23 protein-coding genes are annotated in these 25,684 nt (G+C 73.2%); 13 read left to right on the top strand and 10 right to left on the bottom strand.

Going from position 1 to position 25,684, the window contains the following annotated elements:
• Positions 1-8 precede the first annotated feature (8 nt).
• The gene (locus ACIQAK_RS20730) at positions 9-1,001 is read right to left on the bottom strand and encodes an aldo/keto reductase (RefSeq protein WP_366390159.1); all 993 of its coding nucleotides are present in this window, start codon (positions 999-1,001) and stop codon (positions 9-11) included.
• Between the two features lie 385 nt (positions 1,002-1,386).
• Here ACIQAK_RS20730 and ACIQAK_RS20725 point away from each other — a divergent pair, with 385 nt between their 5' ends.
• Positions 1,387-1,974, top strand: a complete 588-nt coding sequence (locus tag ACIQAK_RS20725; RefSeq protein ID WP_366390160.1) for a DNA polymerase ligase N-terminal domain-containing protein — start codon at positions 1,387-1,389, stop codon at positions 1,972-1,974.
• Positions 1,975-2,050: 76 nt separating this feature from the next.
• Here the strand turns inward: ACIQAK_RS20725 and ACIQAK_RS20720 are convergent, their stop codons facing one another.
• From ACIQAK_RS20720 to ACIQAK_RS20710, 3 genes are all read right to left on the bottom strand, one after another.
• Positions 2,051-2,344: an antibiotic biosynthesis monooxygenase gene (locus ACIQAK_RS20720; RefSeq protein ID WP_366390161.1), complete on the bottom strand. Its 294-nt coding sequence runs from the start codon at positions 2,342-2,344 to the stop codon at positions 2,051-2,053.
• 179 nt (positions 2,345-2,523) lie between these two features.
• Entirely contained in the window at positions 2,524-2,940 is a 417-nt protein-coding gene (locus ACIQAK_RS20715) for an SDR family oxidoreductase (RefSeq protein WP_366390162.1), read from the bottom strand.
• Entirely contained in the window at positions 2,898-3,242 is a 345-nt protein-coding gene (locus tag ACIQAK_RS20710; RefSeq protein ID WP_366390163.1) for an SDR family NAD(P)-dependent oxidoreductase, read from the bottom strand. Before ACIQAK_RS20710 ends, ACIQAK_RS20715 begins: the two co-directional genes overlap by 43 nt.
• 504 nt (positions 3,243-3,746) lie before the next feature.
• Here ACIQAK_RS20710 and ACIQAK_RS20705 point away from each other — a divergent pair.
• Positions 3,747-4,907, top strand: coding sequence for a winged helix DNA-binding domain-containing protein (locus ACIQAK_RS20705; RefSeq protein ID WP_366390164.1), 1,161 nt, complete (start codon positions 3,747-3,749; stop codon positions 4,905-4,907).
• Between the two features lie 58 nt (positions 4,908-4,965).
• Here the strand turns inward: ACIQAK_RS20705 and ACIQAK_RS20700 are convergent, their stop codons facing one another.
• A complete protein-coding gene (locus ACIQAK_RS20700; protein ID WP_366390165.1) occupies positions 4,966-5,763 on the bottom strand; it encodes a uracil-DNA glycosylase in 798 nt (265 codons plus the stop codon).
• A gap of 194 nt (positions 5,764-5,957) precedes the next feature.
• Here ACIQAK_RS20700 and ACIQAK_RS20695 point away from each other — a divergent pair, with 194 nt between their 5' ends.
• A complete protein-coding gene (locus ACIQAK_RS20695; RefSeq protein ID WP_366390166.1) occupies positions 5,958-6,539 on the top strand; it encodes a TerD family protein in 582 nt (193 codons plus the stop codon).
• Between the two features lie 135 nt (positions 6,540-6,674).
• Here the strand turns inward: ACIQAK_RS20695 and ACIQAK_RS20690 are convergent, their stop codons facing one another.
• From ACIQAK_RS20690 to ACIQAK_RS20680, 3 genes are all read right to left on the bottom strand, one after another.
• Positions 6,675-7,418: a gamma-glutamyl-gamma-aminobutyrate hydrolase family protein gene (locus ACIQAK_RS20690; protein ID WP_366390167.1), complete on the bottom strand. Its 744-nt coding sequence runs from the start codon at positions 7,416-7,418 to the stop codon at positions 6,675-6,677.
• A 62-nt stretch (positions 7,419-7,480) separates the two neighbouring features.
• On the bottom strand, positions 7,481-8,959 hold the full coding sequence (gene eat, locus ACIQAK_RS20685; protein ID WP_366390168.1) for an ethanolamine permease: 1,479 nt from the start codon (positions 8,957-8,959) through the stop codon (positions 7,481-7,483).
• Positions 8,960-9,167: 208 nt separating this feature from the next.
• A complete protein-coding gene (locus tag ACIQAK_RS20680; protein ID WP_366390169.1) occupies positions 9,168-9,974 on the bottom strand; it encodes an FCD domain-containing protein in 807 nt (268 codons plus the stop codon).
• 73 nt (positions 9,975-10,047) lie between these two features.
• On the opposite strand from ACIQAK_RS20680, the gene ACIQAK_RS20675 reads away from it, so the two are divergent.
• The 3 genes from ACIQAK_RS20675 to ACIQAK_RS20665 all read left to right on the top strand — a co-directional run bounded on the left by ACIQAK_RS20675 (position 10,048) and on the right by ACIQAK_RS20665 (position 13,647).
• Positions 10,048-11,412 carry a glutamine synthetase family protein gene (locus ACIQAK_RS20675; protein WP_366390170.1) on the top strand — a complete coding sequence of 455 codons (1,365 nt, stop codon included), beginning with the start codon at positions 10,048-10,050 and terminating at the stop codon, positions 11,410-11,412.
• 61 nt (positions 11,413-11,473) lie between these two features.
• Positions 11,474-12,856, top strand: coding sequence for an aldehyde dehydrogenase family protein (locus tag ACIQAK_RS20670; RefSeq protein WP_366390171.1), 1,383 nt, complete (start codon positions 11,474-11,476; stop codon positions 12,854-12,856).
• A 5-nt stretch (positions 12,857-12,861) separates the two neighbouring features.
• Positions 12,862-13,647, top strand: a complete 786-nt coding sequence (locus tag ACIQAK_RS20665; RefSeq protein ID WP_366390172.1) for a 3-oxoacyl-ACP reductase — start codon at positions 12,862-12,864, stop codon at positions 13,645-13,647.
• 22 nt (positions 13,648-13,669) lie between these two features.
• Here ACIQAK_RS20665 and ACIQAK_RS20660 read toward each other — a convergent pair whose 3' ends face one another.
• Both ACIQAK_RS20660 and ACIQAK_RS20655 read right to left on the bottom strand, forming a co-directional pair.
• Positions 13,670-14,878: a helix-turn-helix domain-containing protein gene (locus ACIQAK_RS20660; RefSeq protein WP_366390173.1), complete on the bottom strand. Its 1,209-nt coding sequence runs from the start codon at positions 14,876-14,878 to the stop codon at positions 13,670-13,672.
• The gene (locus ACIQAK_RS20655) at positions 14,875-15,027 is read right to left on the bottom strand and encodes a hypothetical protein (protein WP_366390174.1); all 153 of its coding nucleotides are present in this window, start codon (positions 15,025-15,027) and stop codon (positions 14,875-14,877) included. Before ACIQAK_RS20655 ends, ACIQAK_RS20660 begins: the two co-directional genes overlap by 4 nt.
• Before the next feature lie 187 nt (positions 15,028-15,214).
• On the opposite strand from ACIQAK_RS20655, the gene ACIQAK_RS20650 reads away from it, so the two are divergent.
• From ACIQAK_RS20650 to ACIQAK_RS20620, 7 genes are all read left to right on the top strand, one after another.
• Positions 15,215-16,198 (top strand): DUF3068 domain-containing protein, encoded by a 984-nt coding sequence (locus tag ACIQAK_RS20650; protein ID WP_366390175.1) that lies wholly within the window; start codon positions 15,215-15,217, stop codon positions 16,196-16,198.
• 268 nt (positions 16,199-16,466) lie between these two features.
• A complete protein-coding gene (locus ACIQAK_RS20645) occupies positions 16,467-17,636 on the top strand; it encodes a glycosyltransferase family 4 protein (protein WP_366390176.1) in 1,170 nt (389 codons plus the stop codon).
• Positions 17,633-18,361 (top strand): class I SAM-dependent methyltransferase, encoded by a 729-nt coding sequence (locus ACIQAK_RS20640; protein WP_366390177.1) that lies wholly within the window; start codon positions 17,633-17,635, stop codon positions 18,359-18,361. Before ACIQAK_RS20645 ends, ACIQAK_RS20640 begins: the two co-directional genes overlap by 4 nt.
• Positions 18,358-22,716: an alpha-(1->3)-arabinofuranosyltransferase family protein gene (locus ACIQAK_RS20635; RefSeq protein WP_366390178.1), complete on the top strand. Its 4,359-nt coding sequence runs from the start codon at positions 18,358-18,360 to the stop codon at positions 22,714-22,716. Before ACIQAK_RS20640 ends, ACIQAK_RS20635 begins: the two co-directional genes overlap by 4 nt.
• Complete coding sequence (locus ACIQAK_RS20630) at positions 22,716-24,017, top strand: condensation protein (protein WP_366390179.1); 1,302 nt, start codon at positions 22,716-22,718, stop codon at positions 24,015-24,017. Before ACIQAK_RS20635 ends, ACIQAK_RS20630 begins: the two co-directional genes overlap by 1 nt.
• Positions 24,014-24,739: a class I SAM-dependent methyltransferase gene (locus ACIQAK_RS20625; RefSeq protein WP_366390180.1), complete on the top strand. Its 726-nt coding sequence runs from the start codon at positions 24,014-24,016 to the stop codon at positions 24,737-24,739. The genes ACIQAK_RS20630 and ACIQAK_RS20625 overlap by 4 nt, the downstream gene beginning before the upstream one ends.
• Positions 24,740-24,743: 4 nt before the next feature.
• The gene (locus ACIQAK_RS20620) at positions 24,744-25,640 is read left to right on the top strand and encodes a hypothetical protein (protein ID WP_366390181.1); all 897 of its coding nucleotides are present in this window, start codon (positions 24,744-24,746) and stop codon (positions 25,638-25,640) included.
• Positions 25,641-25,684: the final 44 nt, after the last annotated feature.

Raw genomic sequence — 25,684 nt, 5'->3', positions numbered from 1 at the left:
GTCGGCGGTCACCAGCGGCCGTGGACCTCCGCGCGGACCGACCGGTCGTACAGCTCCCGTACGGCGTCCAGGGTGGACTGCGGCAGCGGCGGCAGGGCCGCGGCGGCCGCGTTGGCGCGGGCCTGTTCCACCGAGCGTGCACCGGGGATCACGCTGGTGACGCCGGGCTGCTGGATGATCCAGCGCAGCGCACTCTGCGCGGGGGTGGCGCCCTCGGGGGCCAGCTCGGCGAAGTCCGCGGCGGCGGCGATCCCGGTCGCGTAGTCGATGCCGGAGAACGTCTCGCCCTGGTCGAACGCCTCGCCGTGACGGTTGTACGTACGGTGGTCGTCGGGGCCGAAGACCGTGTCCTTGGTGTACTTCCCGGAGAGCAGCCCGGAGGCGAGGGGGACCCGCGCGATGATGCCGACGCCGGCCGCCGCAGCCGCCGGAAGGACCTCGTCCAGGGGCTTGAGGCGGAACGGGTTGAGGATGATCTGCACGCTCGCGACGCCCGGGCGGGCGATGGCGGTCAGTGCCTCGGCGCAGGTCTCCACGCTCACCGCGTAGGCGGCGATCCGCTGCTCCTCGACCAGGGTGTCCAGAGCGTCGTAGACGGCGTCGGAGGAGTAGACAGCGCTGGGCGGGCAGTGCAGTTGTACGAGGTCGAGCGTGTCGGTCCCGAGGTTGGCGCGGGAACGGTCGTTCCAGGTACGGAAGTTGTCCAGGACGTAGTTCTCCGGCACCTGGTCGGCGCGGCGGCCCATCTTGGTGGCGACGAGGACGTCCGCGTCGGGGCGGTTCTTGAGGTAGCGGCCGATGAGCTGTTCGCTGCGGCCGTCCCCGTACACGTCCGCGGTGTCGAAGAAGGTGACGCCGGAGTCGAGCGCCGCGTCGAGGACGTCGAAGGCGTCGCCCTCCTCGACCTCTCCCCAGTCGCCTCCGAGCTGCCAGGTGCCCTGTCCGACGACCGAGACGTCACGGCCGGTCCTGCCGAGTGTGCGCTGTTCCATGAGGATCATGCTATTCCGCTTTTCACGCCGGGGGTCAGCCCGGTACTGCGCGAGGACCCTGGTGAAGTCCCACGGCTGCTGTCCGGCACCGGAGCAGGTGTCGGCGCCGCCGCCGGTGCAGGGGCGGTCGCGGTTGACGGACCAGAACGCCAGCCGGCCAGGTGCCGCCGCTGAACCGGACTACGGTACGGGAGTGCCGCAGGAGCCGTCGACAGCCTGGTCCAGACCGGAGAACGAACGGAACATGGCACGGGCATATGCGGGTGAAGGCAACCGGGTCCGCCGTGCGGTTCCCTCCGGGTGGCGGCACAGTGGAGGTATCGACCCGGTGGCGCGGCTGAGCCGCAGCGGCCGGCGCGGCGGAACCGGGCGGTGCGGGCGGAGGGAGCACGGCATGCGGAAGGACGGCGTACCGGGGCCCCGTTTCGACGGCGTACCGCGGCCTCATTTCGTCGTGCAGATCCATGACGCGCGGCGCATGCACTTCGATTTCCGCCTGGAGGTCGACGGCGTACTCAAGTCCTGGGCGGTGCCCCGCGGGCCCTCGGAGAACCCGAGCGACCGGCGTCTCGCCGTGGAGACGGAGGACCACCCGCTGGAGTACCGCGAGTTCGAGGGGGTCATCCCGGGCGGCGAGTCCGGCAGCGGCACGGTCATCATCTGGGACCAGGGGACCTACGAGCCGCTCAGCCACGACCGGCAGGGCGAGGCAGTCCCGTTCGCACGGTCGCTGGCCCTGGGCCATGCCACGTTCTGGCTCCACGGGTCCAAGCTGCACGGCGAGTTCGCGCTCACCCGCTTCCGGGTGGGGGACGAGCCGGAGAGCGGCGGCCAGGAGGCGTGGCTGCTGATCAAGGCCAACGACCGCCTGGCCGTGTGCGACCGGCCGGGCTCGCCGGACCCGTACCACGCCCGATCCGCCCGTACGGGACGGACGTTGCACCAGGTCGCCGTGGCGGCGGCCCGGGGAGAGCGGGGCTGAGGGCCGGTGGTGGCGGCGGGGGCCACGCCCGCTCCGGGGCTCACCTCGGGGCGAACTCACCGCGTACAGCCGGTAGTCACAAGGATGCGGTCACGAAGTGCCGCACCTGAAGCGGTCCCACGAGATACTCGTCCTCCCCCGGCAGAACCACGGGCTGGTCTCGCCAGTGCTCACCGGCGTAGTCGGCCAGGTCCGCCTCACTGCGCCATCGACTGACGTACAGCAGCGAGTCGGGCGGCGCGAGCAGTACCTCGTGGTCCACCAGACCTGGGTAGCGGCCGGGGAACTCGCGCACGGCGGAGAGGATCATGTCGCGGAAGTCGTCGAACCGGTCCGGACGTACGTGTGCCTCGCTCACTCCGATGATCATGCCATCAGCCTGGCACACAGCCAGGTGCGGTGTCCCGTTCTCGGCTGGTCGAGCGACACCTCCGGCATCGAGGTGGCTGACGGCACCCCGTCGAGCGCTGAGGCAGGTGCTCGGCGTCCGTTACGGCCTCGGGAGGCCGAGGAGGCCGCGTCGAAGCGGCGGGTCCGGGCGGGCGGGCGTCAGTCCGGTACGAGGCCGCCGGTGAGGTTGAGCTCGGTGGCGGTCATCGTGCGGGCCCAGTCGGAGGCGGCGAAGACCGCGGCGTTGGCCACGTCGTCGTAGCCCGGGCGCTCGGTCAGGAGCGCCCCTTCCTCGGCCCGGTTCTTCTCGCCGGGTGCGGGGGAGCCGGGTGAGAGCAGCCAGGCGACGCGGACGCCCCGCGGACCGAGTTCCGCCGCCAGTTGCCGGCAGACACCCGTGAGGGCGGACCAGGTGATGTGCGATCCCCCCAGGTCGGGGATGGTCTCCCGGCCGCCGGCCATGACGAGGAGGACGCCGCTCTTGCGGTGGATCATGTGCCGGGCCGCCGCGGTCGCTGTGGTGAGGGTCGTCGTCACCGCCTTCGTGACCGGGCGGAGCACATCGGCGACGGCCATGTCGAGGAGCGCGCTCCCTGCAGGTCGTCGTTGGACGTGGCGTTGAAGCAGATGTCGATGGAGCCCGCGGCCGCCACCGCGTCGGCGTGGCGGTCGACGGCGTCGCGGTCCGTCGCGTCCAACTGCGCGACGTGAGCGATCCCGCCATCGCCCTGGATGCGCCGCGCGACGTCTTCCAGGGGCGGCACCGTCCGTCCGGTCAGGTGGACGGCGGCGCCCTCGCGCGCGAAGGCGCGGGCAACGGCCGCTCCCACCGATCCGGAGCCGCCATGGACGATCGCTGTCTTCCCGGTGAGCAGCACGGTTGCCTCCTCGGTACGGGTGCTGACAACAGTGCGGACTCGGCGGAGGGAGCGGACTCATCGCTCACCGAGCACCCTTTCCGCAGACGGGGCCCACCCGGCGCGTACGGCGGCCGGCCGGAGTCACCGAGCCACGGCGGAGGCCGGCGTGGGCGGGTGGAGCCGGACAGCGGGTACGTCGCGCACGGCGGCCGGCCGGAGCGTGCGGGCGGCCTGGTTCCGTCCCGGCCCGTCCTGGTCGATGATGTCGGCCGGGGCCGTCGTCCGGCGGGGCACCGGCCGTGCGGGGAGAGCGTGGTGATGCGGGACATGGCAGCGGATCCGGCGGCGGTGAGCGGGCGTTCGGGTGAGGACGCCCGGGTGGTCGTGGCAGGGGCGGGCCTGGCCGGGTCCTCGGCCGCGTATCACCTGGCCCGGGCGGGCGTGGAAGCCCTCGCGCGGGGTGATCGACCACGTCCTCGACACCGCGTTCCGCGTCGTCCCCGCCCCGGGGCCGGGGCGCCGATGACGGGCACGAGGATCACCGCGCGAGGACTCAACCGCTCCACGCTCGCCCGGCAGTTGCTGCTGCGCCGGGAGGCGCTGGACGCGGCCGAAGGCGTACGGCGGGTGGTCGCGCTCCAGGCACAGCAGCCGGCCTCGCCGTACGTCGCGCTGTGGAACCGGCTCACCGCCTTCGACCCGGCCGGGCTCGACACGGCGTTCACGGACCACCGCGTGGTCAAGACGACCATGATGCGGCTCACGCTCCACGCCGTGCACTCCGACGACCACCCGGCCTTCCGGGAGGCCATGCACCCGGTGGTGCGCGCCTCCCGGCTGGGTGGCCGCTTCACCGCGTCCGGGCTGACGGCCCAGGACGCCGACGCGCTGGTCCCCCGGCTGCTGGCGTTCGCGGACCGGCCCCGGACCACCGCCGAGTGCGAGGCCTGGCTGGGCGAGCAGCTGGGGGCGCCGCCGAAGGCCGGGGCGTGGTGGGGGCTGCGGCAGTACGCGCCGCTGCTCCACGCGCCCACCGCACCGCCGTGGTCGTTCGGTCACCGGCCTTCGTACGTCGCGCCGCGGACCGGTCCCGTACGGACGGATCCGGAGGCGTCGGCCGCGTCCCTGCGGACGCTGGTGCTGCGCTACCTCTCGGGGTTCGGGCCGGCCTCGGTCGCGGACGTCGCGCAGTTCGCCATGGTCGGGCGGGCCCGGGCGCGGGCGGCGCTGGCGGATCTCGCCGGGGAGCTGGAGCGGGTGGAGGGGCCGGGGGGCGAGGCGCTGTTCGACCTGCCGGGCGCTCCGCGGCCGGACGGGGCGGAACCGGCTCCGCCCCGGCTGATGGCGATGTGGGACAGCGTTCTGCTGGCGTACGCGGACCGGGGCCGGGTCCTCCCGGACGCGTACCGCAGGACGGTGATCAGGGCGAACGGCGATGTGCTGCCGACGCTGCTGGTCGACGGGTACGTGGCCGGGGTGTGGCGGGCGATCGCCGGGGGCATCGAGGCGACCGCGTTCCGCCCGCTGCCCGACGAGGCCTGGGAGGGGCTCGCCGCCGAGGCCCGGTCGCTGGTGGGGTTCCTCGCCGACCGTGAACCGGAGGTCTACCGGCGCTACGGCCACTGGTGGAGCCGCATCCCCGGCACCACCGACGCCACCGTGCGGGTGCTGCCCGGGGGTTGATCCGGGGGTCCCGGAGGCTTGGGGTCCGGGCGCCGAGCCCCGGCGTACGCGGGTCGCCTCACGCCCCCGTCCGGGCGGTCCATGCGGCGATCCCGGCGACGGTGGCGGCCTCCTGGAGCACGTCGACCAGCATGGGCATGGTCAGTCGGCCGGTGAACGTGTTGCGCTGGCTGGGGTGGTAGCTGCCCAGCAGGTGCAGCTCCTGCCGGCGCCCGGTGGCGGGGAGCACGACCCGGGTGCCGTGGCCGAAGGCGGGACGCGGACGCGGTACCTCCCATCCCGCCTCGGCGAGGACCGGCAGCAGCGCCTGCCAGCCGAAGCCGCCGAGGACGACCACCGCGGCCAGCCCCGGACTCAGCAGATCCAGCTCCGCCGCGAGCCAGGGGCGGCAGGTGTCGCGTTCCCCGGGTGTCGGCCGGTTCTCCGGGGGCGCGCAGTGCACGGGCGAGGTCAGCCGTACGCCACGCAGACGGAGGCCGTCCCCGGCGTGGACGGAGGACGGCTGCGAGGCGAGGCCCACCGTGTGCAGGGCGGAGAAGAGGAAATCGCCGGTCGCGTCACCGGTGAACATCCGCCCGGTCCGGTTGCCGCCGTGGGCGGCGGGAGCCAGTCCCACCACCGCCACCTTGGCATCCGCCGGGCCGAAACCCGGCACCGGTCGCGCCCAGTAGTCCTGGTCCCGGAACGCGGCGCGCTTGACCCCGCCGACCTCCTCCCGCCAGGCCACGAGCCGCGGACAGGCCCGGCAGTGCGGAACGAGGGCGTCGAGCTCGGCGAGCCCGGTGCACGAGGGCGCGTGCCGAGCCGGGAACCCGCGGTCGTCGGCCGGCGTCAGCGGATCCGCCGTCTCATCCATGCCTTCACGCTACTGCCGCCCGACCGCTGCCGTTCATCCACCGGGCTCCGGAAAGGCGGATCCAGCCGCCGGCCGGCCGTTTCTCACCCGGTCCGGAAAATCCACAGTGGGTAGATTTCACTCGGCGTCGGTCTCGGACCTCGCTCATCCGATCCGGTCGCACCCACCTCACCGAAGCCATCGAAGGCGGAACCATGACGATCAACCTCTCCAAGGGCCAGCAGGTCAGCCTCACCAAGTCCGGCGGTGGCGAACTCGGCGTCGTCCGGATGGGGCTGGGCTGGAAGTCCGCGCCCCGCAAGGGGTTCCTGGCCCGGCTGACGGCCCGCGACATCGACCTGGACGCCTCGGCCGTGCTCTTCGCGGGCAAGGACCCCCAGGACGTCGTCTTCTTCCAGCACCTCACCAGCGACGACGGTTCGGTCCAGCACACCGGCGACAACCGGGTCGGCGGGGCCGGCCAGGGCGGCGACGACGAATCCATCGTCGTCGACCTGCGGCGCGTACCCGTCCATGTCGACCAGATCATCTTCACGGTGAACTCGTTCACCGGGCAGACCTTCGAGGAGGTCGAGGCCGCCTTCTGCCGCCTGGTCGACGAGAGCACCGGCCAGGAGCTGGCGCGGTACACCCTGACCGGCGGCGGACGGCACACCGCGCAGATCATGGCCAAGGTCCAACGGGCCGGTTCGGGGTGGCAGATGACCGCCATCGGCGCGGCGGCCGACGGGCGCACCTTCCAGGACCTGATGCCCGCCGTCGCGCAGCACCTGTAGCAGAGCCGTAGCCACGCTCCGGTGGCCATGGGAGCTCCCCGGAGCGCCGGTGATGCCCGCGGCCACCAGGACCGGCGCGGGCGGCGGGCGACCCGGAGCCGCTCGTCGCGGGCCGGTCCCGCGCCCCCGTGTCCCTCAGCCCGCCACGCGCTCCGCCGGACCGGCGGCCGCCCGGGAGCGGGAAGCGCGGGAGCGGCGGCGGGCCGCCTCGACCAGGGCGGTCATCACCCGGGGGTCCTCGCCCATCTCCGGGTGCCACTGGACCCCGAGCACCAGGCTCTCGCGGTCCGGGAGTTCCAGCGCCTCCACCGTTCCGTCGGGAGCGTGGGCCGAGGCGATCAGGCCGGTGCCCAGGCGGTCGACGGCCTGGTGGTGGTAGGCGGGGACCGTGGTCTGTTCCGGGACGGCCGCCGCGTACGCCGTACCGGGTACGGGGTCCACGGGGTGGCGCCCGAAGACGGCGTGGCCGCCGGTGTGGCCGTCCAGGTGCTGGTGCAGGGTGCCGCCGAGGGCCACGTTCAGCAGCTGCATGCCCCGGCAGATGCCCAGGAGGGGGACGTCCTGCTCGATCGCCGCCTCGATCAGGGCGAGCTCCCAGGCGTCGCGCTCCCGGGCCGGAGGCCCCGTACGGGGGTCGGGAGTGGCGCCGTAGCGGGTCGGCTCGACGTCCGCTCCCCCGGCGATCACCACCCCGTCCAGGGCGGCCACGGTCTCCCGGGCCGCGTCCGCGGCCTCGTCCGGCGGCAGCAGCACCGCGAGTCCGCCCGCCGCCCGGACCAGGCGGGGGTAGGCGGCGGGCAGGAGCACCGCGGGCATCTCCCAGACGCCCCAGCGGGCCGGGTCCTGGTAGGTGCTGATGCCGATGACGGGCCGGGACATGGGACGGCTCCTGAAGTGTCTCGTTGCGGATGTCTTGTCGCGGATCGACGGTGTGCGGGCGGTCAGCCGCGCTTGAGTTCGGCCTCCGCCGCCGCCAGGGCGGCGAACTCCTCCTCCGGGGCCCCGGCGACCAGCCGGTGGCGGCTGTAGAAGGCGAAGTAGGCGAGCGCCACCGCGTACACACCCAGTGCGATGAACGCCGCGTCCCGGTCCACCAGGAACGTCGCCACCAGCGCCGAGCATGCCAGAACGAAGGCCACGCCCGACGTGAGCGCGCCGCCGGGGGTGCGGTAGGGCCGGGGCAGCTCCGGCTCGCGGCGGCGCAGCACGATGTGGGACAGCGCCATCAGGGCGTAGCTGATGGTGGCCCCGAACACGGCCACGTTCAGCATCCGGCCGCCGTTGCCGCTCCAGGCGGCCAGGGTGAAGCCGATGACGCCGGGGATCAGCAGCCCGAGGTAGGGGGATTTGCGGCGGTTGGTGAGGGAGAGGAAGCGCGGCAGGTAGCCGGCCCGGGAGAGGGCGAAGAGCTGTCGGGAGCCGGCGAAGATGAGCGAGAAGAAGGAGGCCACCAGGCCGGCCAGGCCGGCGTAGTTGATGAACCGGCTCAGCGCGGTCGGCTCGCCGCCGCCCTCCAGGGCCACCACGAGCGGGTTCCCGGCCTCCTTGATGGCGTCGGCACCCTGGGCGCCGGTGGCGGAGACGAAGGTGATGACGGCCAGGAAGACCAGCACGACGAGCGAGATGGCCAGGGCCTTGGGCATCGAGCGGACCGGGTCCTTGGCCTCCTCGGCGGCGAGCGGTACGCCCTCCACCCCGAGGAAGAACCACATGCCGAACGGGAACGCCGCCCAGATGCCCAGGATTCCGTACGGCAGCCAGGAGGAGGAGCCGAAGGCGCCGGCGTCCACCGGGATGTCGTCGAGGCGGCCCGCGTCGAACTCGGTGAACGCGCCGACGGCGAAGATGAGCAGGGCGGCGACCGCGATCGCGGTCACGACCAGGCTGAAGCGGAGCGCCTCGCCGACGCCCCAGAGGTGGATGCCGACGAAGATCACGAAGCAGGCGAGGTAGACCGGCCAGCCCGAGGTCAGCCCGAACAGGCCGAGCGATTCGACGTAGTCGCCGATGAACAGGGCGATGGCGGCGGGGGCGAGGATGTACTCGATGAGGATGGCCGTGCCGGTGAGGAAGCCGCCCCAGGTGCCGAGGGCGCGCCGGGCGAAGCCGTAACCCCCGCCCGCGGTCGGCAGGATGGCGGAGAGTTCGGCCAGGGCGAAGACCAGGCAGGCGTACATGGCACCCATCAGGACCATGGCCGCCGCGAGCCCGCCGAAGCCGCCCTTGGAGAGGCCGATGTTCCACCCCGAGAAGTCGCCGGAGACGACGTAGGCGACGCCGAGACCGGTCAGCAGCAGCCAGCCCGCGCTGCCCCGGCGCAGGGTCCGGCGGTGCAGGTACGCGTCCGTGCCGGACGCTCCGGACTCCCCCGGGCTCGCGTCACCGGGTGGGCCGGCGGGTGTTTCGATTCCCTGAGCCATGAGGCGCTCCAGATGTGTGTCGACGTCGTCGATGGAACTGCTTCGATCAAAGGTTCGTCGGCACACCTTTGTGGAACGTCAGGGCGAAACACAAGGGGTGTGCGTTAAAGAGCGGTTACGGATCGGCTTCCGGGAGCCCGCCAGGCCGCCGGCCCCTGAGGTCGCCGAGCGCGTCAGGGCCATCGAGCCCCCGAGGTCGTCGAGCCTGTCAGGCGAGGAAGCCGCGCAGCAGCGCCGCCGTGCCGGCGCAGTGCTCGCGCATCATCTCGCGCGCCGCCTCCGCGTCCCGGTCGAGCACCGCCTCGACGACGGCCGCGTGCTGCTGCTGGGAGTGCTCCAGGTTGCGCACCAGCAGCGGGATGCAGTCCAGGAGTTCGTTGAGGGTGGCGCGTACGGAGGCGTACCCGGCGGCGAGCGAGCGGGAGCCGGAGAGTTCGGCGAGGGTGAGGTGGAGCAGGGTGTCCTGGCGGCGGTAGTCCTCCAGCCGGGCGCCCTGGGTGGCCTCCAGGGCCGCCCGCAGCCGGCCGGCGCCGTCGGCCGGGAGCCCGTCGGCGCAGAGCCCGGCGGCCCCGGTCTCCAGTACCTCGCGGAAGCGCAGGGTGTCCTCCACGTCGACGGCCGCCACCCGGCGCCGCAGCTCGTCGCTCCCGTCGGCGGAGGTGGGGCGCGGCAGGACGAACGTTCCGCCGTAGCGGCCGCGCCGGCTCTCCACCAGGCCCTGGTCCTGGAGGACCTTGAGCACCTCGCGCAGGGTCACCCGGCTCACGCCCAGGTGCTGGGCGAGCTCGCGCTCGGCGGGCAGCCGGTCGCCGGGCGGGACGAGACCGAGGCGGAGCAGTTGCAGGACCTGTTCCAGCGTCTCCTCGAAGCCGTTGCCCGCGCGGACGGGCCGCAGCAGGGAGGCCGGCGGGCCCGATCCGGCGTCCGCCTCACCGCCCGCCCCTTCGGCAGCCGCCTCCGTGGCGCTTTGCGCCGCGGCCGGACGGGTGCCGTCGGCTCTCCTCGTGGTGACCATTCGCGGATCCCCTTCCCAAGCAATGGTTCTCTGTCATACCTTAAGCCTCCCGGTTCACCCAAGGAGGAATCCCGTGGCAGACCGCACACCCCCGCTCACCGTCGACGAGCTCCGCTCACGTGTCGCGGACGGGTCGATGGACACCGTGGTGCTGGCCTTCCCCGACATGCAGGGCCGACTCCAGGGGAAGCGGTTCGCAGCCGGGTTCTTCCTCGACGAGGTGCTGGAGCACGGCACCGAGGGCTGCAACTACCTGCTGGCCGTGGACACCGAGATGCGGACCGTCGACGGCTACGCGATGTCGTCGTGGGAGAACGGCTACGGCGACTTCGGCATGGTCCCCGACCCCGGCACGCTCCGCCCGGTGCCCTGGCACGAGGGCACCGCCCTGCTGATCGCCGATCTCGCCTGGCACGACGGCAGCCCGGTCGTCGCCGCGCCGCGCCAGATCCTGCGCCGCCAGCTCGAGAGGCTGGCCTCGCTCGGCTACACGGCCCAGGTCGGCACGGAGCTGGAGTTCATCGTCTTCCGGGACAGCTACGAGGAGGCCTGGGACCGCGACTACCGCGGGCTGACCCCGGCCAACCAGTACAACATCGACTACTCCATCCTCGGCACCGGCCGCATCGAACCCCTGCTGCGCCGCATCCGCAACGAGATGCAGCAGGCCGGGCTGACCGTCGAGTCGGCCAAGGGCGAGTGCAACCCCGGCCAGCACGAGATCGTCTTCCGCTACGACGAGGCGCTGACCACCTGCGACCAGCACGCCGTCTACAAGACCGGCGCCAAGGAGATCGCGGCCCAGGAAGGTGTCTCGCTGACCTTCATGGCCAAGTACGACCAGCGCGAGGGCAACTCCTGCCACATCCATCTCTCGCTCACCGACGAGAACGGCGAGAACGCGATGGCGGGCGAAGGAGCGGACGGCATGTCCGAGCTGATGCGCCACTTCCTGGCCGGACAGCTCGCCGCCCTGCGCGACTTCTCCCTCCTCTACGCGCCCAACATCAACTCCTACAAGCGCTTCCAGCCCGGTTCCTTCGCCCCCACCGCCGTCGCCTGGGGCGTCGACAACCGCACCTGCGCGCTGCGGGTCGTCGGCCACGGCCGCTCGATGCGCTTCGAGAACCGGCTGCCCGGCGGTGACGTCAATCCGCACCTCGCCGTGGCCGGACTGGTCGCCGCCGGTCTGTACGGGGTCGAGCACCGGCTGCCGCTGCCGGAGGCGTGTACGGGCAACGCCTACACCGCCGGGTACGACCAGGTGCCGGCGACGCTGCGGGAGGCGGCCGAGCTGTGGGAGGCCAGCCCCATCGCCAAGGAGGCGTTCGGCGAGGATGTCGTCGCGCACTACCTGAACATGGCCGAGGTCGAACTCGCCGCGTACGACTCCGCGGTGACCGACTGGGAGCTGCGCCGCTCCTTCGAACGGCTCTGACGGCCGGCCCGCCGCCGGTCCCTCCCGAACCCACCACCAGCTTCGTGATCGAGGTGCGTACGTGTCACAGCCCGCCCTGGACGTCTTGAACCCGGCGACCGCCGAGGTCATCGCCTCCGTGCCCGCCGCCTCCGCCGCCGATGTGGACGCCGCCGTCGTCCGCGCCACCGCCGCACAGCGCCCCTGGGCCGCCGCCGCACCCGCCGACCGGGCCAGGCTGTTGCGCCGCTTCGCCGCCGTCGTCGACGAACACATCGAGGAACTGGCCCAGTTGGAGGTCCGGGAGGCCGGTCACACCATCGGCAACGCCCGCTGGGAGGCGGGCAACGTCCGCGACCTCCTCGACTACAGCGCGGGCGGCGCGGAGCGGCTGCTCGGCCGGCAGATCCCGGTGGCGGGCGGCGTCGACTTCACGATCCTGGAGCCGCTGGGCGTCGTCGGCGTCATCGCACCCTGGAACTTCCCGATGCCCATCGCCGCCTGGGGGCTGGCCCCGGCGCTCGCCGCGGGCAACGCCGTCCTCCTCAAGCCCGCCGAGACGACCCCGCTGACCGCTCTGCGGCTGGCCGAACTCGCCCTGGCGGCAGGCCTGCCCGAGGGGCTGTTCCAGGTGCTGCCCGGCGAGGGGCCGGTGGCCGGGAGCGCCCTCGTGGACCACCCGGGCGTCGCGAAGATCGTGTTCACCGGCTCCACCCGGACCGGGAAGCACATCATGACCCGCTGCGCCGAGCGCGTGAAGCGCCTCACGCTCGAACTGGGCGGCAAGAGCCCCAACATCGTCTTCGCCGACGCCGATGTGGCGGCAGCGGCGGCGGCCGCCCCGATGTCCTTCCTCGACAACGCGGGTCAGGACTGCTGTGCCCGGACCCGGATCCTGGTCGAGCGGTCCGTGTACGACCGTTTCCTCGATCTGCTCGTCCCGGCCGTCGCCGCCGTGGTGGTGGGTGATCCGGCCGACGGGAAGACACAGATGGGCCCGCTCATCTCGGCCGGCCAGCGCGACCGGGTGCGGGGCTTCGTCGACGGCGACCGGGGCGCCGACGGCGTACGGGCGATCGTCGGCAACGCCCCCGAGGGGCCCGGGTTCTGGTATCCGCCGACCGTGCTCACCGGGGTCGCGGCCGATGCTCCGGTGGCCGTCGATGAGGTCTTCGGGCCGGTGGCCGTGGTCCTGCCGTTCGACGGCGAGGAGGAGGCCCTGCGCCTGGCGAACGCCACCGACTACGGGCTGGCCGCCTCCGTCTGGTCCCGGGACATCGGGCGCGCGCTCCGCGTCGGGCAGGGCCTGCGGGCGGGCAACCTCTCCGTCAACTCGCACTCCAGCGTGCGCTATTCGACCCCCTTCGGCGGCTACAAGCAGTCGGGCCTGGGCCGCGAGCTCGGTCCCGACGCCCTGGCCGCCTTCACCGAAACCAAGAACGTCTTCATCAGCACGGAGGCCTGAGCACCATGACCGACACTTCTTCCCTCTGCCGCCGCCTGGTCGGCCGTACCGCCGTCGTCACCGGAGCCGGCAGCGGCATCGGCCTGGCCACCGTGCGGCGGCTGGCCGCCGAGGGCGCCCATGTCGTCTGCGCCGATGTGGACGAGGAGCGCGGCAAGGCGGCCGCCGAGGAGGTCGCCGGCCTCTTCGTCCGTACCGACGTCACCGACGCCGAGCAGGTCGAGGCGCTCTTCAAGGCGGCGTTCGACACCTACGGTTCGGTCGACATCGCGTTCAACAACGCGGGGATCTCGCCGCCCGACGACGACTCCATCCTGGAGACCGGGCTCGACGCCTGGCGCCGGGTCCAGGAGGTCAACCTGACCTCCGTCTTCCTGTGCTGCAAGGCCGCCATCCCCTACATGCGCGCCCAGGGCAGGGGCTCCATCATCAACACGGCCTCCTTCGTGGCCCGGATGGGGGCGGCGACCTCGCAGATCTCGTACACCGCGTCCAAGGGCGGGGTGCTGGCTATGTCGCGCGAGTTGGGGGTGCAGTTCGCGCGCGACGGCATCCGGGTCAACGCGCTCTGCCCGGGGCCGGTCAACACCCCGCTGCTCCAGGAGCTGTTCGCCAAGGACCCGGAGCGGGCCGCGCGACGGCTGGTGCACATCCCGGTCGGCCGGTTCGCCGAGCCCACCGAGATCGCCGCCGCCGTCGCCTTCCTGGCGAGCGACGACTCCTCGTTCGTCAACGCGACGGACTTCCTGGTGGACGGCGGGATCGCCGGGGCCTACGTCACCCCGGTCTGAGCCCGCACGCGCGGGGGGCTCGCTACTCCGCCCCCCGCGCCGGCGCCCCCCGCAGCCGCTGCGAGCGGAGCACCAGCAGCATCTCGAAGCGCTGGTCGGGGTCGTCGATCGCGTCGCCCCACAGCTCGCGGATCTGCCGCAGTCGGTAGCGCGCCGTCTGCGGGTGGATGCCGAGCCGCTGGGCCACCTCGGGTGCGCCGCCGGGCGTCTCGATCCAGGCGAGGAGGGTCTCGGCCAGCCGCCGCGCGGCGGTGGGGCCGAGGCCGTCCAGCGGGGCGAGGCAGCGGCGGGCGGCCGCGTCGATCAGCTCCCGGGACGGCAGCAGCACCAGCTCCTCCGTGCGCTCGGTGCAGTGCAGCACCTCGCCCTGCGGCAGCAGGTTCTTCTTGATCAGCTGGACCGCGGTCTCCGCCCAGCGCAGGGAGGTCGCCGCGGCGGCCAGCGGCACCGGCGGGCCGATCGCGCCGGACCAGCCAGCGGTGGCCCGGCGCAGGGTCTCCGCCCGGCCCGCCGTCTCGGGGTCGGGGATGACGATGCGCGGCTGCTCGCTCTCCATCTCCAGCAGGACCCCCTGTCCCACCGCCGGGGCCACGGCCTCCCGGGCGGGGCGCATCAGCACGCCCACCGCGATGGTCTCCGGGAGCTCCCAGCCGACGCGGGCGGCCCGCTCGGCGAGCGTCCTGGCCGAATCGCCCCGGGGCTCCATCAGCAGGAGGTCGATCAGCTGGCGCTGGAGGCGCAGCCGCTCGCTGGCGCGGCGGGCCGCCGCCTCGGCATAGCCCAGTACCGACTGTTCCACGAGGCCGTCCAGATACTCGAATCCCGATTCGGCCAGCTCGTACATGGCGGGGGCGGCGATGTCGACCTGCTGGCCGATCTCGGCGAACCTGCGCCAGGTGAGCCTGACCCCGAGCCGGTAGACGGCCTGGAGCGAGTCGAGGCTGCGGCCGTGCAGCCCCTCGCCCCGGCCGAACTCCTGGAACACCTCCGGCGGCACCCGGGGGTCGGCGGCGCCGGAGGCGAGGTGGCGTACGAAGCCCTCGATGGCGCGGCGGATGCCGACCAGGGCCATCGGCTCGCCGGACTCGTCCTCCACCAGCTGGAGGTAGGGGTAGTCCTGCCGGATCTCGGTGAGGATCTTCTGGGCGATCTCCGGCGCCTCGGCCAGGGCGATGGAGGCGAACCGCTCCACCTTCGACCGGGGCACCTCCTGCCAGGCGCGAGGCGTCACGAGCCCGTCGGCCCGGTGTCGTAACTGATCAACGGCGTGTTCGGCTGCTCGGGCGTGGCGTCGAGCAGGGCCACGATGCCGAAGGCGGCACCGAAGGCGAGCGCTGCGGCCACCAGGGTGGTGGCGGCAGCGGCGATGAGTCTGCGCATGGTCGGGTCAGCTCCTTGCTGGAGACGATCCCCACTTCCGTACGGCCGGGCCCCTCCGGCTGGCACACAGTGTCGACAGTCCATTGACATGCCGTCAAGGGCTTGCTTACTGTTCACGCCAATCAAGGGCTGACCGGCCCGGGGCCCGTGCACCTCCCGCGAAGAGATTCGACCCAGGAGTGCCCGGATGCGCCGCAATGCTTCACCTCTGTCACTATTTCTGCTGGGTGCAGGGGTCTTTCTACTCGTTCTCGCCCCCCTGCTCGTCTGGTATGTCCAGCCGCAGGCGAAGCGCACCCCGATAGACATCGACACGACCACCGTCTTCACCGGGACCGGCAGCTACTTCGACACCTCGAAGGTGAAGACGGTCCGGGGCAAGGAGATCACGATCACCCGCCAGGTGCGCGGGGACGTGGCCGACAGCGTGAAGAGCGGCAACGCCGTGTGGGACGTCTCCACATCCGTCGACCATGACGGGACCCTGCCCGCCTCCGACCCCCGCGACGCCCTCCAGTGGACCATGGAGCGCTGGGTGACCGACCGGACCACCAACGAGCCGGTCCACTGCTGCGAGGAGACGCCGGCCTTCGACGGGGAGGCGTATCTGAAGTTCCCCTTCGATGTCGAAAGACGCGCATACCGCTGGTGGGACGGCACCCTCGGCGGCGTCGTCCGGCTCGACTACGCGGGCAGGAAGAAGGTGCAGGGGTACGAGGGATACCTGTTCAAGGGCACGGTCGAGCCGACCCGGACCGGTGTGCGCCAGGTGCCGGGCGTGCTCGTGGGCAAGCCGCGTACGCCGCAGATCCTCGCCGAGGAGTGGTACTCCAACAGCGGCATCGAGCTCGTCGTGGACCGGCGCACCGGGCGCATCATGAACGCGGCGATCGGCCCGAAGAAGACGCTGCGCGCGCCGGGCTCGAAGAAGGACGCGGTCACGCTGCTGGAGAGCGAGCGGGTCGAGTTCACCAAGGAGACGCAGCTCAAGCAGGTCGAGCTGGCGTCGGCCGACAGCGACCTGCTGGCGCTGCTCTCCGGGACCGCGCCGGCCGGGGCGGTCGGTCTGGGCCTCGTACTCGCGGCCGTGGGCATCGTGCTCGTCGTCCGGGGGCGCCGAACGGAGCCGGAGGCGCCGAATACTCACATGATGACGAACTCGCCCACGTGAGTTACCGGCAAGTTGTCGCATCGGTGAGTAGCCGGGGGCGTACCCGTACCGAAAACTGTCTATCCCCACCACAGCACGGCCCCCGGTCTCCCATCCCTTGTTCGCGCGCCCCACAGCCGCGTTCCCCCGTCCCGTACCCGAATCCCGCTCGCCCCGTACCCGAACCCGCTTCCGTACGCCAGGCCCCTCCCCTTCCGTCCGTCCCCTCTCCGTACTTCTCAAGCCCCCGCCCCTCGTCCCCCGCACACCGAGCCGAGTTGGAGCGCCCATGCCCCAGCACGTTCCTCCCCCGCTGCTCCACGCAGCCGCGCCCCAGGGTCAGGGTCCCCTCTCCCCCAGGGTTTCCGCCTCGCCCGGACGCATCGTCTTCCTCGCCCACCGCGACCTGGGCAACCCGGCCGCGGGCGGCTCCGAGCTGCTCGTCGACCAGCTCGCCCTCGGCCTCACCGAACGGGGCCACGACGTCACCCTCCTGTGTGGCGGGCAGGCCGCGCGCCGGCCCTACCGGGTCGTCTCCGCCGGCTCCCGGCTGGGGCACTACCTCGGCGCGCGCTCCGCGTTCGCCCGGCAGGTGGGCAGCTGCGACCTGCTGATCGAGGTCTGCAACGGCATGCCGTACCTGGCGCCCCTGTGGCACCGCGGTCCGACGGTGTGCCTGGTCAACCACGTCCACACCGATCTGTGGGAGATGCGGTTCCCGGCGCCGGTGGCCCGCGCCGGGCGGCAGCTCGAACACTGGGCCCTGTCCCGGGCCTACCGGGACCACCTGATGATCGCCGTCTCGCCGTCCACCGCGGGCGCCCTGCGGGAGCTGGGAGTTCCGGACGAGCGCATCCGGCTGGTGAACAACGGCGTGCAGGACCCGCTGCCGCAGAGCGAACGGTCGGCGACCCCGCTCTTCCTGGCGCTCGGCCGGCTGGTCGACTACAAGCGCATCGACCTGCTGCTCCAGCTCTGGGAGCGGGTGCGGCCGGTCACCGGCGGCCGGCTCGTGATCGTCGGTGACGGACCCGAGCGCGAGAAGCTGGAGCGGCTGGCCGGTCCCGGTGTGGAGTTCGCCGGGCATGTGTCCGAGGCGGAGAAGCACCGGCTGCTGTGCGCGTCCTGGATGCTGCTGCACCCGGCGGCCGTCGAGGGGTGGGGGCTGGTCGTCACGGAGGCCGGCACCCGGTCGACGCCGACACTCGGCTTCGACGTCCCCGGGCTGCGCGACTCCGTCGAGGACGGCGTCACCGGAATCCTCGCGCGCGGCGAGTCGTCCTTCGCCGCGGCCTGGTGCGCGCTGGCGCTGGACGAGGAGCGCCGCGAGGCGATGGGCAAGGCCGCGCGCGAGCGGGCCGCCGCCTACCGGTGGAGCAGCAGCGTGACGCAGCTGGAGGCCGTGGCCGCCGAGGCGATCACCGGTACGCGGTCCTGGCCGACGGGTGCCCGCTCGTGAAAGACCCGTCCTTCCACCGCTCCCTCACCCTGTTCCGCGCCTTCCTGCGCGAGGAGGAGGACCCGGCCACCGTGTACACCCTGCTGGCCAGGGACGCGGCGGACCAGGTCGAGCGGCACGTACCGCTGAAGGGGAAGGTCGTCGTCGACATCGGCGGCGGCAACGGCTACTTCACCCGGGAGTTCCGGCGGCGCGGCGCGCAGAGCTACCTCTTCGAGCCGGACGCCGGGGAGCTGGGTGACCGGCGGGCCCAGGGGCCGCGGGACACGGTCGTCGCCGACGGCTATCTGCTGCCGCTGGCGGACGGGGCGGCCGATGTCGCCTTCTCCTCCAACGTGCTGGAGCACGTCGCGGACCCGCACACCTTCATCAGCGAGATGGCGCGCGTCACCCGTCCCGGCGGGCTGATCTACGTCTCGTTCACCAACTGGTACTCGCCGTGGGGCGGCCACGAGTGGGCCCCCTGGCACTACGCCGGAGCCGAGCGCGCCCGCGCCCGCTACGAGCGGCGCACGGGCCACCCGGCCAAGCACCGCCTCGGCGAGAACCTCTTCAGGATCGGCGTCGGCCCGACGCTGCGCCATGTGCGGGGCCGCACCGACGTGGACGTGGTGTCCGCGCGGTCGCGGTACTGGCCGGTCCTGCCCGAACTCGTTACCCGGGTGCCCGGACTGCGGGAATTCGCCACCTGGAACCTCCTTCTCATTCTCCGGCGGTGTTCATGACCAGCGCAGTCCACCTCCCACCCCAGCAGGCCCCGGACGGCGGCGACCCACCGCCCGTCAGACCGGCCGACGACCGGGCACAGCCCCGGTCGCGGCGCTGGCTGCTGGGGTTCTGGGCCACGGTGTTCGTGGCGTTCCTGGCGGTGTCGCCGGGGCGCATGACGTTCGACACCAAGCTCGGGGTCGTCGTGGCCCCCGGCCGGTTCCTCGGCGACCTGGGCGAGCTGTGGCACAGCCGGGCCGGTTTCGGCGGGATCGCCGACCAGTACATCGGCTATCTGGTGCCGATGATGCCCTACTACGGACTGGCCGACCTGCTGCGGGTGCCGACCTGGCTCGCGGAGCGGCTGTGGCTCTCGCTGATCGTGGCGACCGCCTTCTGGGGTGCGCTGCGGCTGGCGGAGCGGCTGCGCGTGGGATCCTCCGCCACCCGGCTGCTCGGCGCGATCGTGTACGCGCTCTGGCCGACGTACACCATCGTCGTCGGTTCGACCTCCGCCGCCGCCCTGCCCGGCGCGCTGCTGCCGTGGGTGCTGCTGCCGCTGACGAACCCGCGCCTCGCGCCGCGTGTCGCCGCGGCCCGCTCCGCCCTGCTGATCCCGCTGATGGGCGGGGTGAACGCGGCGTCCACGCTGGCCTCGCTGCTGCCGGTGGGGCTCTATCTGCTGTCCCGGCCGGGCGGCCCGCGCAAGCGGGCGCTGCTGGCCTGGTGGGTCCCGGGCGTCATCCTGGCCACCGCCTGGTGGATCGTTCCGCTGCTGCTGCTGGGCGTCTTCGGCGAGAACTTCATGCCGTACGTGGAGTCCTCGTACACCACGACGACGACCATGTCGGCGACCGAGGTGCTGCGCGGCGCCGGGAACTGGGTCGGCTATCTGAACTTCGGCGAGGCGTGGCTGCCCGCCGGGTGGACCGTCGCCACCGCGACGGTCACCATCCTGGGCTCGGCGCTGGCCGCCGCCCTGGGCCTCGCCGGTCTGGCCCGGCGCGATCTGCCCGAGCGGCGCTGGCTGGTGCTGACCGTCATGTCCGTCGCGCTCATCACGCTCGCCGGGTACGGCGGGGCGCTGGGCGGTCTCTTCCACGGGACCGTGCAGGAGTGGCTGGACGGCTGGCTGGTGCCGTTCCGGAACATCTACAAGTTCCAGACGGGTCTGGCGCTGGCCCTGGCGCTCGGTCTGGCGCACATCGCCGCCGTCGCCTCGCTGCGGGCGGAGCGCGAGCGGCGGGTGCCGGTCCGGGCGCGCCGGCTGGCTCCGGTGCTCGCCGCCGTACTCGTGCTCCCGGGACTGGCCTGGCCCTACGTCAACGGGTCGATCCTGCTGCCCGGTTCGTTCGAGAAGGTCCCGGACCACTGGGAGAAGGCGGCGGGCTGGCTGAAGGACAACTCGGCGGACGACCGGGCCCTGGTCGTCCCCGCCACCGCGCACGGCGTCTACACCTGGGGCTCCCCCATCGACCAGCCGCTGGACGTGCTGGCCGACACCCCCTACGCGCAGCGCGACTACGTCCCCTTCGGCACGCCGGGCAACCGGCGGGCGATGGACGCGGTCGAGCAGGCGCTGACGTCCGGGGGCCAGGTGCCCGGGCTGAGCGAGTACCTCAACCGGGCGGGACTGCACTACGTCGTGGTCCGCAACGACCTGGACCCGGACCAGCTGGGCTACGTCCCCACCACCACGGTCAAGCGCACCCTGGAGGCGTCCGGCTACAAGCGGGTCACCGGCTTCGGTCCGGTGATGACCGGCGGCCGGATAGCCGATGACACCCCGGTGCAGATCGAGGGCCTCTATCCGCGCCAGAGCGCGGTGGAGATCTACGAGCCGCCCACGGACACCGAGCGTCCCGGCCGGGCGAGCGTCGCTCCCGTCTCCTCGACCGCCGTCGTCAGCGGCGGGCCGGAGTCCCTGCTGCCGCTCTCCGCGAGCGGCGCCCTGGACGGCCGGCCCACCGTACTGGCCGGTGACGCCCACCCGGGCGTGGGCAAGCCGTCGCTGTATGCGGCGGGCGACGGGCTGCGCCGCGCCGACACCCGGTTCGGCCTGGTCAACTCCAACACGTCACACACCTATACGGCCGACGAGCGCAACGCGCCGGAGTCGGTGCAGGACCCGGGAGCCTCGCCGCGCCAGATCCTGCCGAACTCTGGGAAGGATCACCAGACCACGGCGGTGCTGCGGGGCGCGAAGTCCGTCAGCGCCTCGTCCATCGGCAACTGGCTGTTCCATCTGCCGCAGTACGACCCGGCCAACGCCTTCGACGGCAATCCCGACACCGCCTGGGCGGAGGGCTCTCCGGCCTCCCCCAAGGGCGAGTGGATACGGATCGACTTCTCCGGTTCGCGGGAGCTCCCGGGCTCGTTGCGGCTCACCCCGCTGCCCAGCGGCAGTGTCCGGGCGGCGCCGACCGTCGTGCGGGTCGAGACGGACCGGGGCTTCAAGGACAGCCCGCTGCGTCCCGACGGTTCCCCGCAGGAGGTGGCCGCGCCCGCCGGGCCGGCCACCTGGCTGAAGGTGAGGATCCTGGAGTCCCAGCAGGGGCGCCCCGGTCTCACCGGCGCCGGGTTCACCGAGATCGCCGTCCCCGGGGTGCAGGTCACCCGGATGCTGGAGCTGCCCTCCGACGCCCCGCGTGAGGGCGCGGACTCGGCGGTCTACTCGCTGAAGCGCGGCAGCGACCCGGGCGGGCTCTCCGCCGTGGCCGCGGAGACCGGTCTGCACCGGCAGTTCACGGCGGCGCGGGCCGGGCAGTACACGGTCGCCGCACGTGCGGTGCCGGTCCCGGGCGAGGCGCTCGACAAGCTGCTGTTCGACCTGACGGGCGAACGGGACAAGATCCTGGTGAGCGCCGACTCCACGGCACGCCTGGGCACCAACCTCAGCGCCCGGAACCTGACGGACGGCGACCTCACCACGGCGTGGATCGCGGGCGAGCGTCCCGTGCTCCGTCTGTCCTGGCCGAAGAAGACCCAGATCGGGGAGATCGTGTTCGCGGCGGCCGGCGGGCTCTCCACCCGGCCCGAGCAGGTCCAGATCAGCTCGCCGGACGGCACGGCGGTGGCGGGGGTGGACGAGAACGGCATGGCCCGCTTCTCCCCCATCACCACCGACCGGATGGACATCACCATCTCGCGCCAGGCACCGCTCACCGTGCACAACCCGGTCGCCGACAGCCAGTTGCAGCTGCCGGTGGGCCTGAGCGAGGTCTACATCCCGGCGCTGGAGGAGTTCCGCTCGCCGCAGCCCGCCCCGGAGAAGAAGTTCACCCTGCCCTGCGGCCAGGGGCCGGTCCTCTCCATCGGCGGCACGCTCATGGAGACCAGGGCCGAGGGCCGGATCCGGGACCTGACGCAGCGGCGGCCCATCGCCGTCTCGCTCTGCGCCGAGCGGAGCGAGGTGGAGCTGGGCGCGTCGACCCACACCGTGGAGGCCGGTGACGCCGGTCCGCTGGCCATCACCGATGTCACGCTGAGCACGGGAGAGACGAAGGCCCCGGCGGCTTCCGCCCGGACGGTCGACGTCAAGGACAGCGACGGCGACCGGCGGACGCTGACGGTCGGCGCCGGGGAGGCCTCGTACCTCCAGCTCCACGAGAACCACAACGAGGGCTGGAAGGCCACGCTGGACGGCAAGGAGCTGACGCCGCTGCGGATCGACGGCTGGCAGCAGGCGTGGCTGGTCCCCGAGGGCGAGGGCGGCACGGTCACCCTGGAGTACGAGCCGGCGCGGATCTACCAGGCCGGGCTGATCGGGGCCGGGGTGCTGTTCCTGCTCCTCGTGGGGTTCGCCGTCGTACGCCGCCGGGGCTCGGGACCCTCGGAGGGTGCGTACGAGGGTTCGTACGCGGGTGAGGGGCAGCCCGTACCGCCGGGTCCCGGACTGATCCTGGGCACCGTGGCGCTGACCCTGGTGGGCATCGTGATCGCGGGACCGGTGGCCCTGGTGGTGCCCGTCCTCGCGGTACTCGCCCACTTCCGCCCGGCGTTGCTGGTGCCCGTCGCCTTCGCGGCGATGGCCGGGGCCGGGGTGGTCGCCGCCGTGGGCACCGGGGAGGCCACCGCCACGGGGCAGGGCGCCTTCGGGGCGACGGCTCAACTCCTCGCCCTCATCGCCCTGTTCGCCGCACTGGTCACGGTGGGGTCGGCCCCGCGCCGGGGCCGGCGGCGGGCCGGCCGGTCAACGGAGCCCTCGGCCGGACCGGCCGGAGCGGGCGACGGGGAGCCGACCGTCCCGCAGCAGGCGGCACAGCCGTCCGGCCGGACCCTCTCCGCCGACGCCAAGCGGCCGCACACCGACCCGCCCACGCGGGGTCCGGGCGGCCCGACGGCACCGCCCGGCGGCGGAGGAGGCGCCTGATGACCGCTACCCATCCCGCCCGGCCGGACACGGCCGGGCGGCTGCCCCGGGTGCCGTTCCCCGTCGTGGACGAGGTGGACCGGCACTGCGCCCAGGACGCCGAGCCGACCACCGTCCACATCGAGGTCCACCTGCCCGGCCGGGTCGAGGAGGACCGGCTGCGCGCCGCCTTCACGGCGTCGCTGGCGCGGTACCCGCGGGCGCTGATGCGGGAGCGGCCGCGCTCCCCGTTCGCCCGGCGGTACGAGTGGGAGCTGACGGACGGCCCGGACCGGGAACCGGTCACCTTCCTGCCGTCCGCGCCCGGGGCACTCGCCCGGGCGCGGACGGCGGCGCTCGCCACCGCCCCGTCGCTGACGGCGTCGCCGCCGCTGCGGGTCGATGTGGTCGAGGAGCCGGGCCGGCCGGGGTGTGTGCTGGTCTTCACCGTGCACCACACCGCGCTCGACGGACCCGCCTGCCTGCGGCTCGCGGCGACGGCCGCCGAGATCTACGGCGGGCGGTCCGCTCCGCCGGCGCCGGCCCCGGCCCGTCCGGATTCGGTGCCCCCGCCCCGGCACTCCGGTCCCTCCGCCCTCACCCGGCCGGCCCGGGTGGCGGCGGGCGCCGGGGGACCGGTTCCCGGCAACGCGATGCTGCTGGCCGAACTGCCGGTGCCCCGGCGGGAGGCCGGCGCCCCGTACACGGTCAACGACCAGCTGATGGTGGCCACCGCCCTGACGGTGGCCGACTGGAACCGGCGGCAGGGGGCCGCCGAGCGGCCGCTGCGCGTGACCATGCCGGTCGACGACCGTACCCGGGGGCCTCAGATGCCGATCGGCAACGGCACCCGGCTGGTCGAGGTCGGCTTCGACGCGAGGGAGGTGGCGTCCGCCACGGACATCACCGCCCTGCTGCGGCTCACGGCCGAGCGCACCCGGGCCCTGAAGGCGCAGCCGCGCCCGCAACTGGGGCGCTCGGTCTCGCTGTTGACCACTCCGCTGCTGCCCGTCGCCGCGCGGGCGGCGCTCACGCGGGGGCTGCGGGTGCTGGCGGGGCCGTGGACCTCGACGACGCTGCTCAGCAACATCGGCCGGATCCCGTACCCGTTGGACTTCGGTGACGCGGGGAGGGCCACCGCCGTGTGGTTCTCGGCGCCCGCCCGGATGCCGAGGGGGCTGACGTTCACCACCGCGTCCACCGGCGGCAGGCTGCACCTGGCCCTGCGCTGGTCGCGGACCCTGCTGGGCGACGAGGACGGCCAGGCGCTGCTCGGCCTCTTCACCCGCCATCTGGCCGCGACATCCTCGGAGGCCTCATGACCGGCACCGTCCCTCCCCCTCCCGGGCTGCGGGACTTCTACGAGAACCCGGCCGTCCCGGTGGCGTCCGGCGACGGGCGCAGCCGGCGCCAGGCGCGGCTGCTGGCGGCCGCGCTGGACGCGCCGGGGCAGCTCGTCGTGGACGTCGGGTGCGGCGACGGGACGGCCGCCGCCACCGCCGCGCCGATCCTGACCGGGCACCGGCTGATCGGCGTGGACTGGTCGCAGGACGCGCTGCGCCGGGCCCGCCCCCGGATGGGTTCGGTAATCCGCGGCGAGCTGGAGCACGGCGGGCTGCCGCTCGCCGACGGGTGCGCGGACGCGGTGCTGTTCAGCGAGATCCTGGAGCACCTCGTCGACCCGGACCAGGCGCTGGACGAGCTGCGGCGGGTCCTGAAGCCCGGCGGCCACCTCATGCTGTCCACCCCGAACCTGGCCGCCTGGTACAACCGGGCGCTGCTGCTGGCCGGGGTGCAGCCGGTGTTCTCCGAGGTCAGTCTGCGCGGGATCCACGGCCGCCCCGGCTCCGAGGTGGTGGGCCATCTGCGGCTCTACACCGCCCGCGCGCTGCGCTCCTTCCTGACGGCCTCCGGCTTCGAGGACGTGACGATCACCGGGGCCCCCTTCCACGGGGTACCGCGCCCGCTGCGGCTGCTGGACCGGGCGGCGTGTGCGGTGCCGGGCGTGGCGTCCATCCTGCTGGCCCACGCGCGGCGGCGGTAGCGCGATGTGGTGGGGTGTGGGGGCCGCGCTGGTGGCCAACCTGCTGTACAGCGTGGGGTTCGTGGTGGAGAAGCGGGCCCTGGGCGGCCTGCCCGCGCTCTCCGCCGGCAAGCCGTTGCGCGTGATCCTCGTCCTGCTCACCAGCCCGCTGTGGATGGTGGGCGCGCTGTCGCTGGCGGCCGGTTTCGCGGCCCAGCTGATCGTCTACCGGGCGCTGCCGATCGCGGCGGCGCAGGGCATCTTCGTCTCCGGCCTGGTGCTGCTCCTCCTGCTCTCCTCGGCCGTCCTCGGCGAGGAGTCGACCGGGCGCGAACGGTATGCGCTGGGCGGTGTCCTGGTGGCGCTGCTCATGGTCGTCGCCTCGGTGCGCGAGGGCGAGGACACGGTCAGCGGCGGTGCCCCCTGGATGCTGGTGCTGCTGGTGTGCGTCCCGGCGCTGGCGGCGGGCGTCTGGCTGTACGTACGGGTGGAGAGCCGGGCCGCCAAGCGGCACCGGGTACCGACCAGCGGCATCGGCTACGGGGTCGCGGTCGGGCTGCTGTACGGCGTCAGCTCGCTGGCCGTCAAGGGCACCTCCAGCCGCCTGACCACCACCGACCTCGGGGACGCGGCCCGTTCGCTGTTCGGCTCGCCCTACCCGTATCTGCTGCTGTTCACCGCCGTGGCCGGTCTCGTCATGTCCCAGACGGCGCTGCAACGCTGCCGGGCCTCCCTCATCGTGCCCGTGTGCACCACGGTGACCTGCCTGTTCACCGCGGTCCTCGGGACACTCGCCTTCGGGGAATCCCTCCCCGACGATCCGCTGCTGCTGGCCCTGCGGGTGGCCGGCACGGCGCTGGCCCTCACCGTCCTGCTGGCCATGCCCCGCCACGACCCTCCGGCGGAGGCGGCCCCGTCCTGAGTGCGGCCTTCGCCCCACGTCCTCCGTCCCACCACCGAGGGAGC

Origin of the sequence: Streptomyces sp. NPDC088706, assembly GCF_044752765.1 — a bacterium.
In the GTDB taxonomy this organism is placed as follows: domain Bacteria; phylum Actinomycetota; class Actinomycetes; order Streptomycetales; family Streptomycetaceae; genus Streptomyces.
This window is presented reverse-complemented; position numbering and strand designations above follow the sequence as displayed.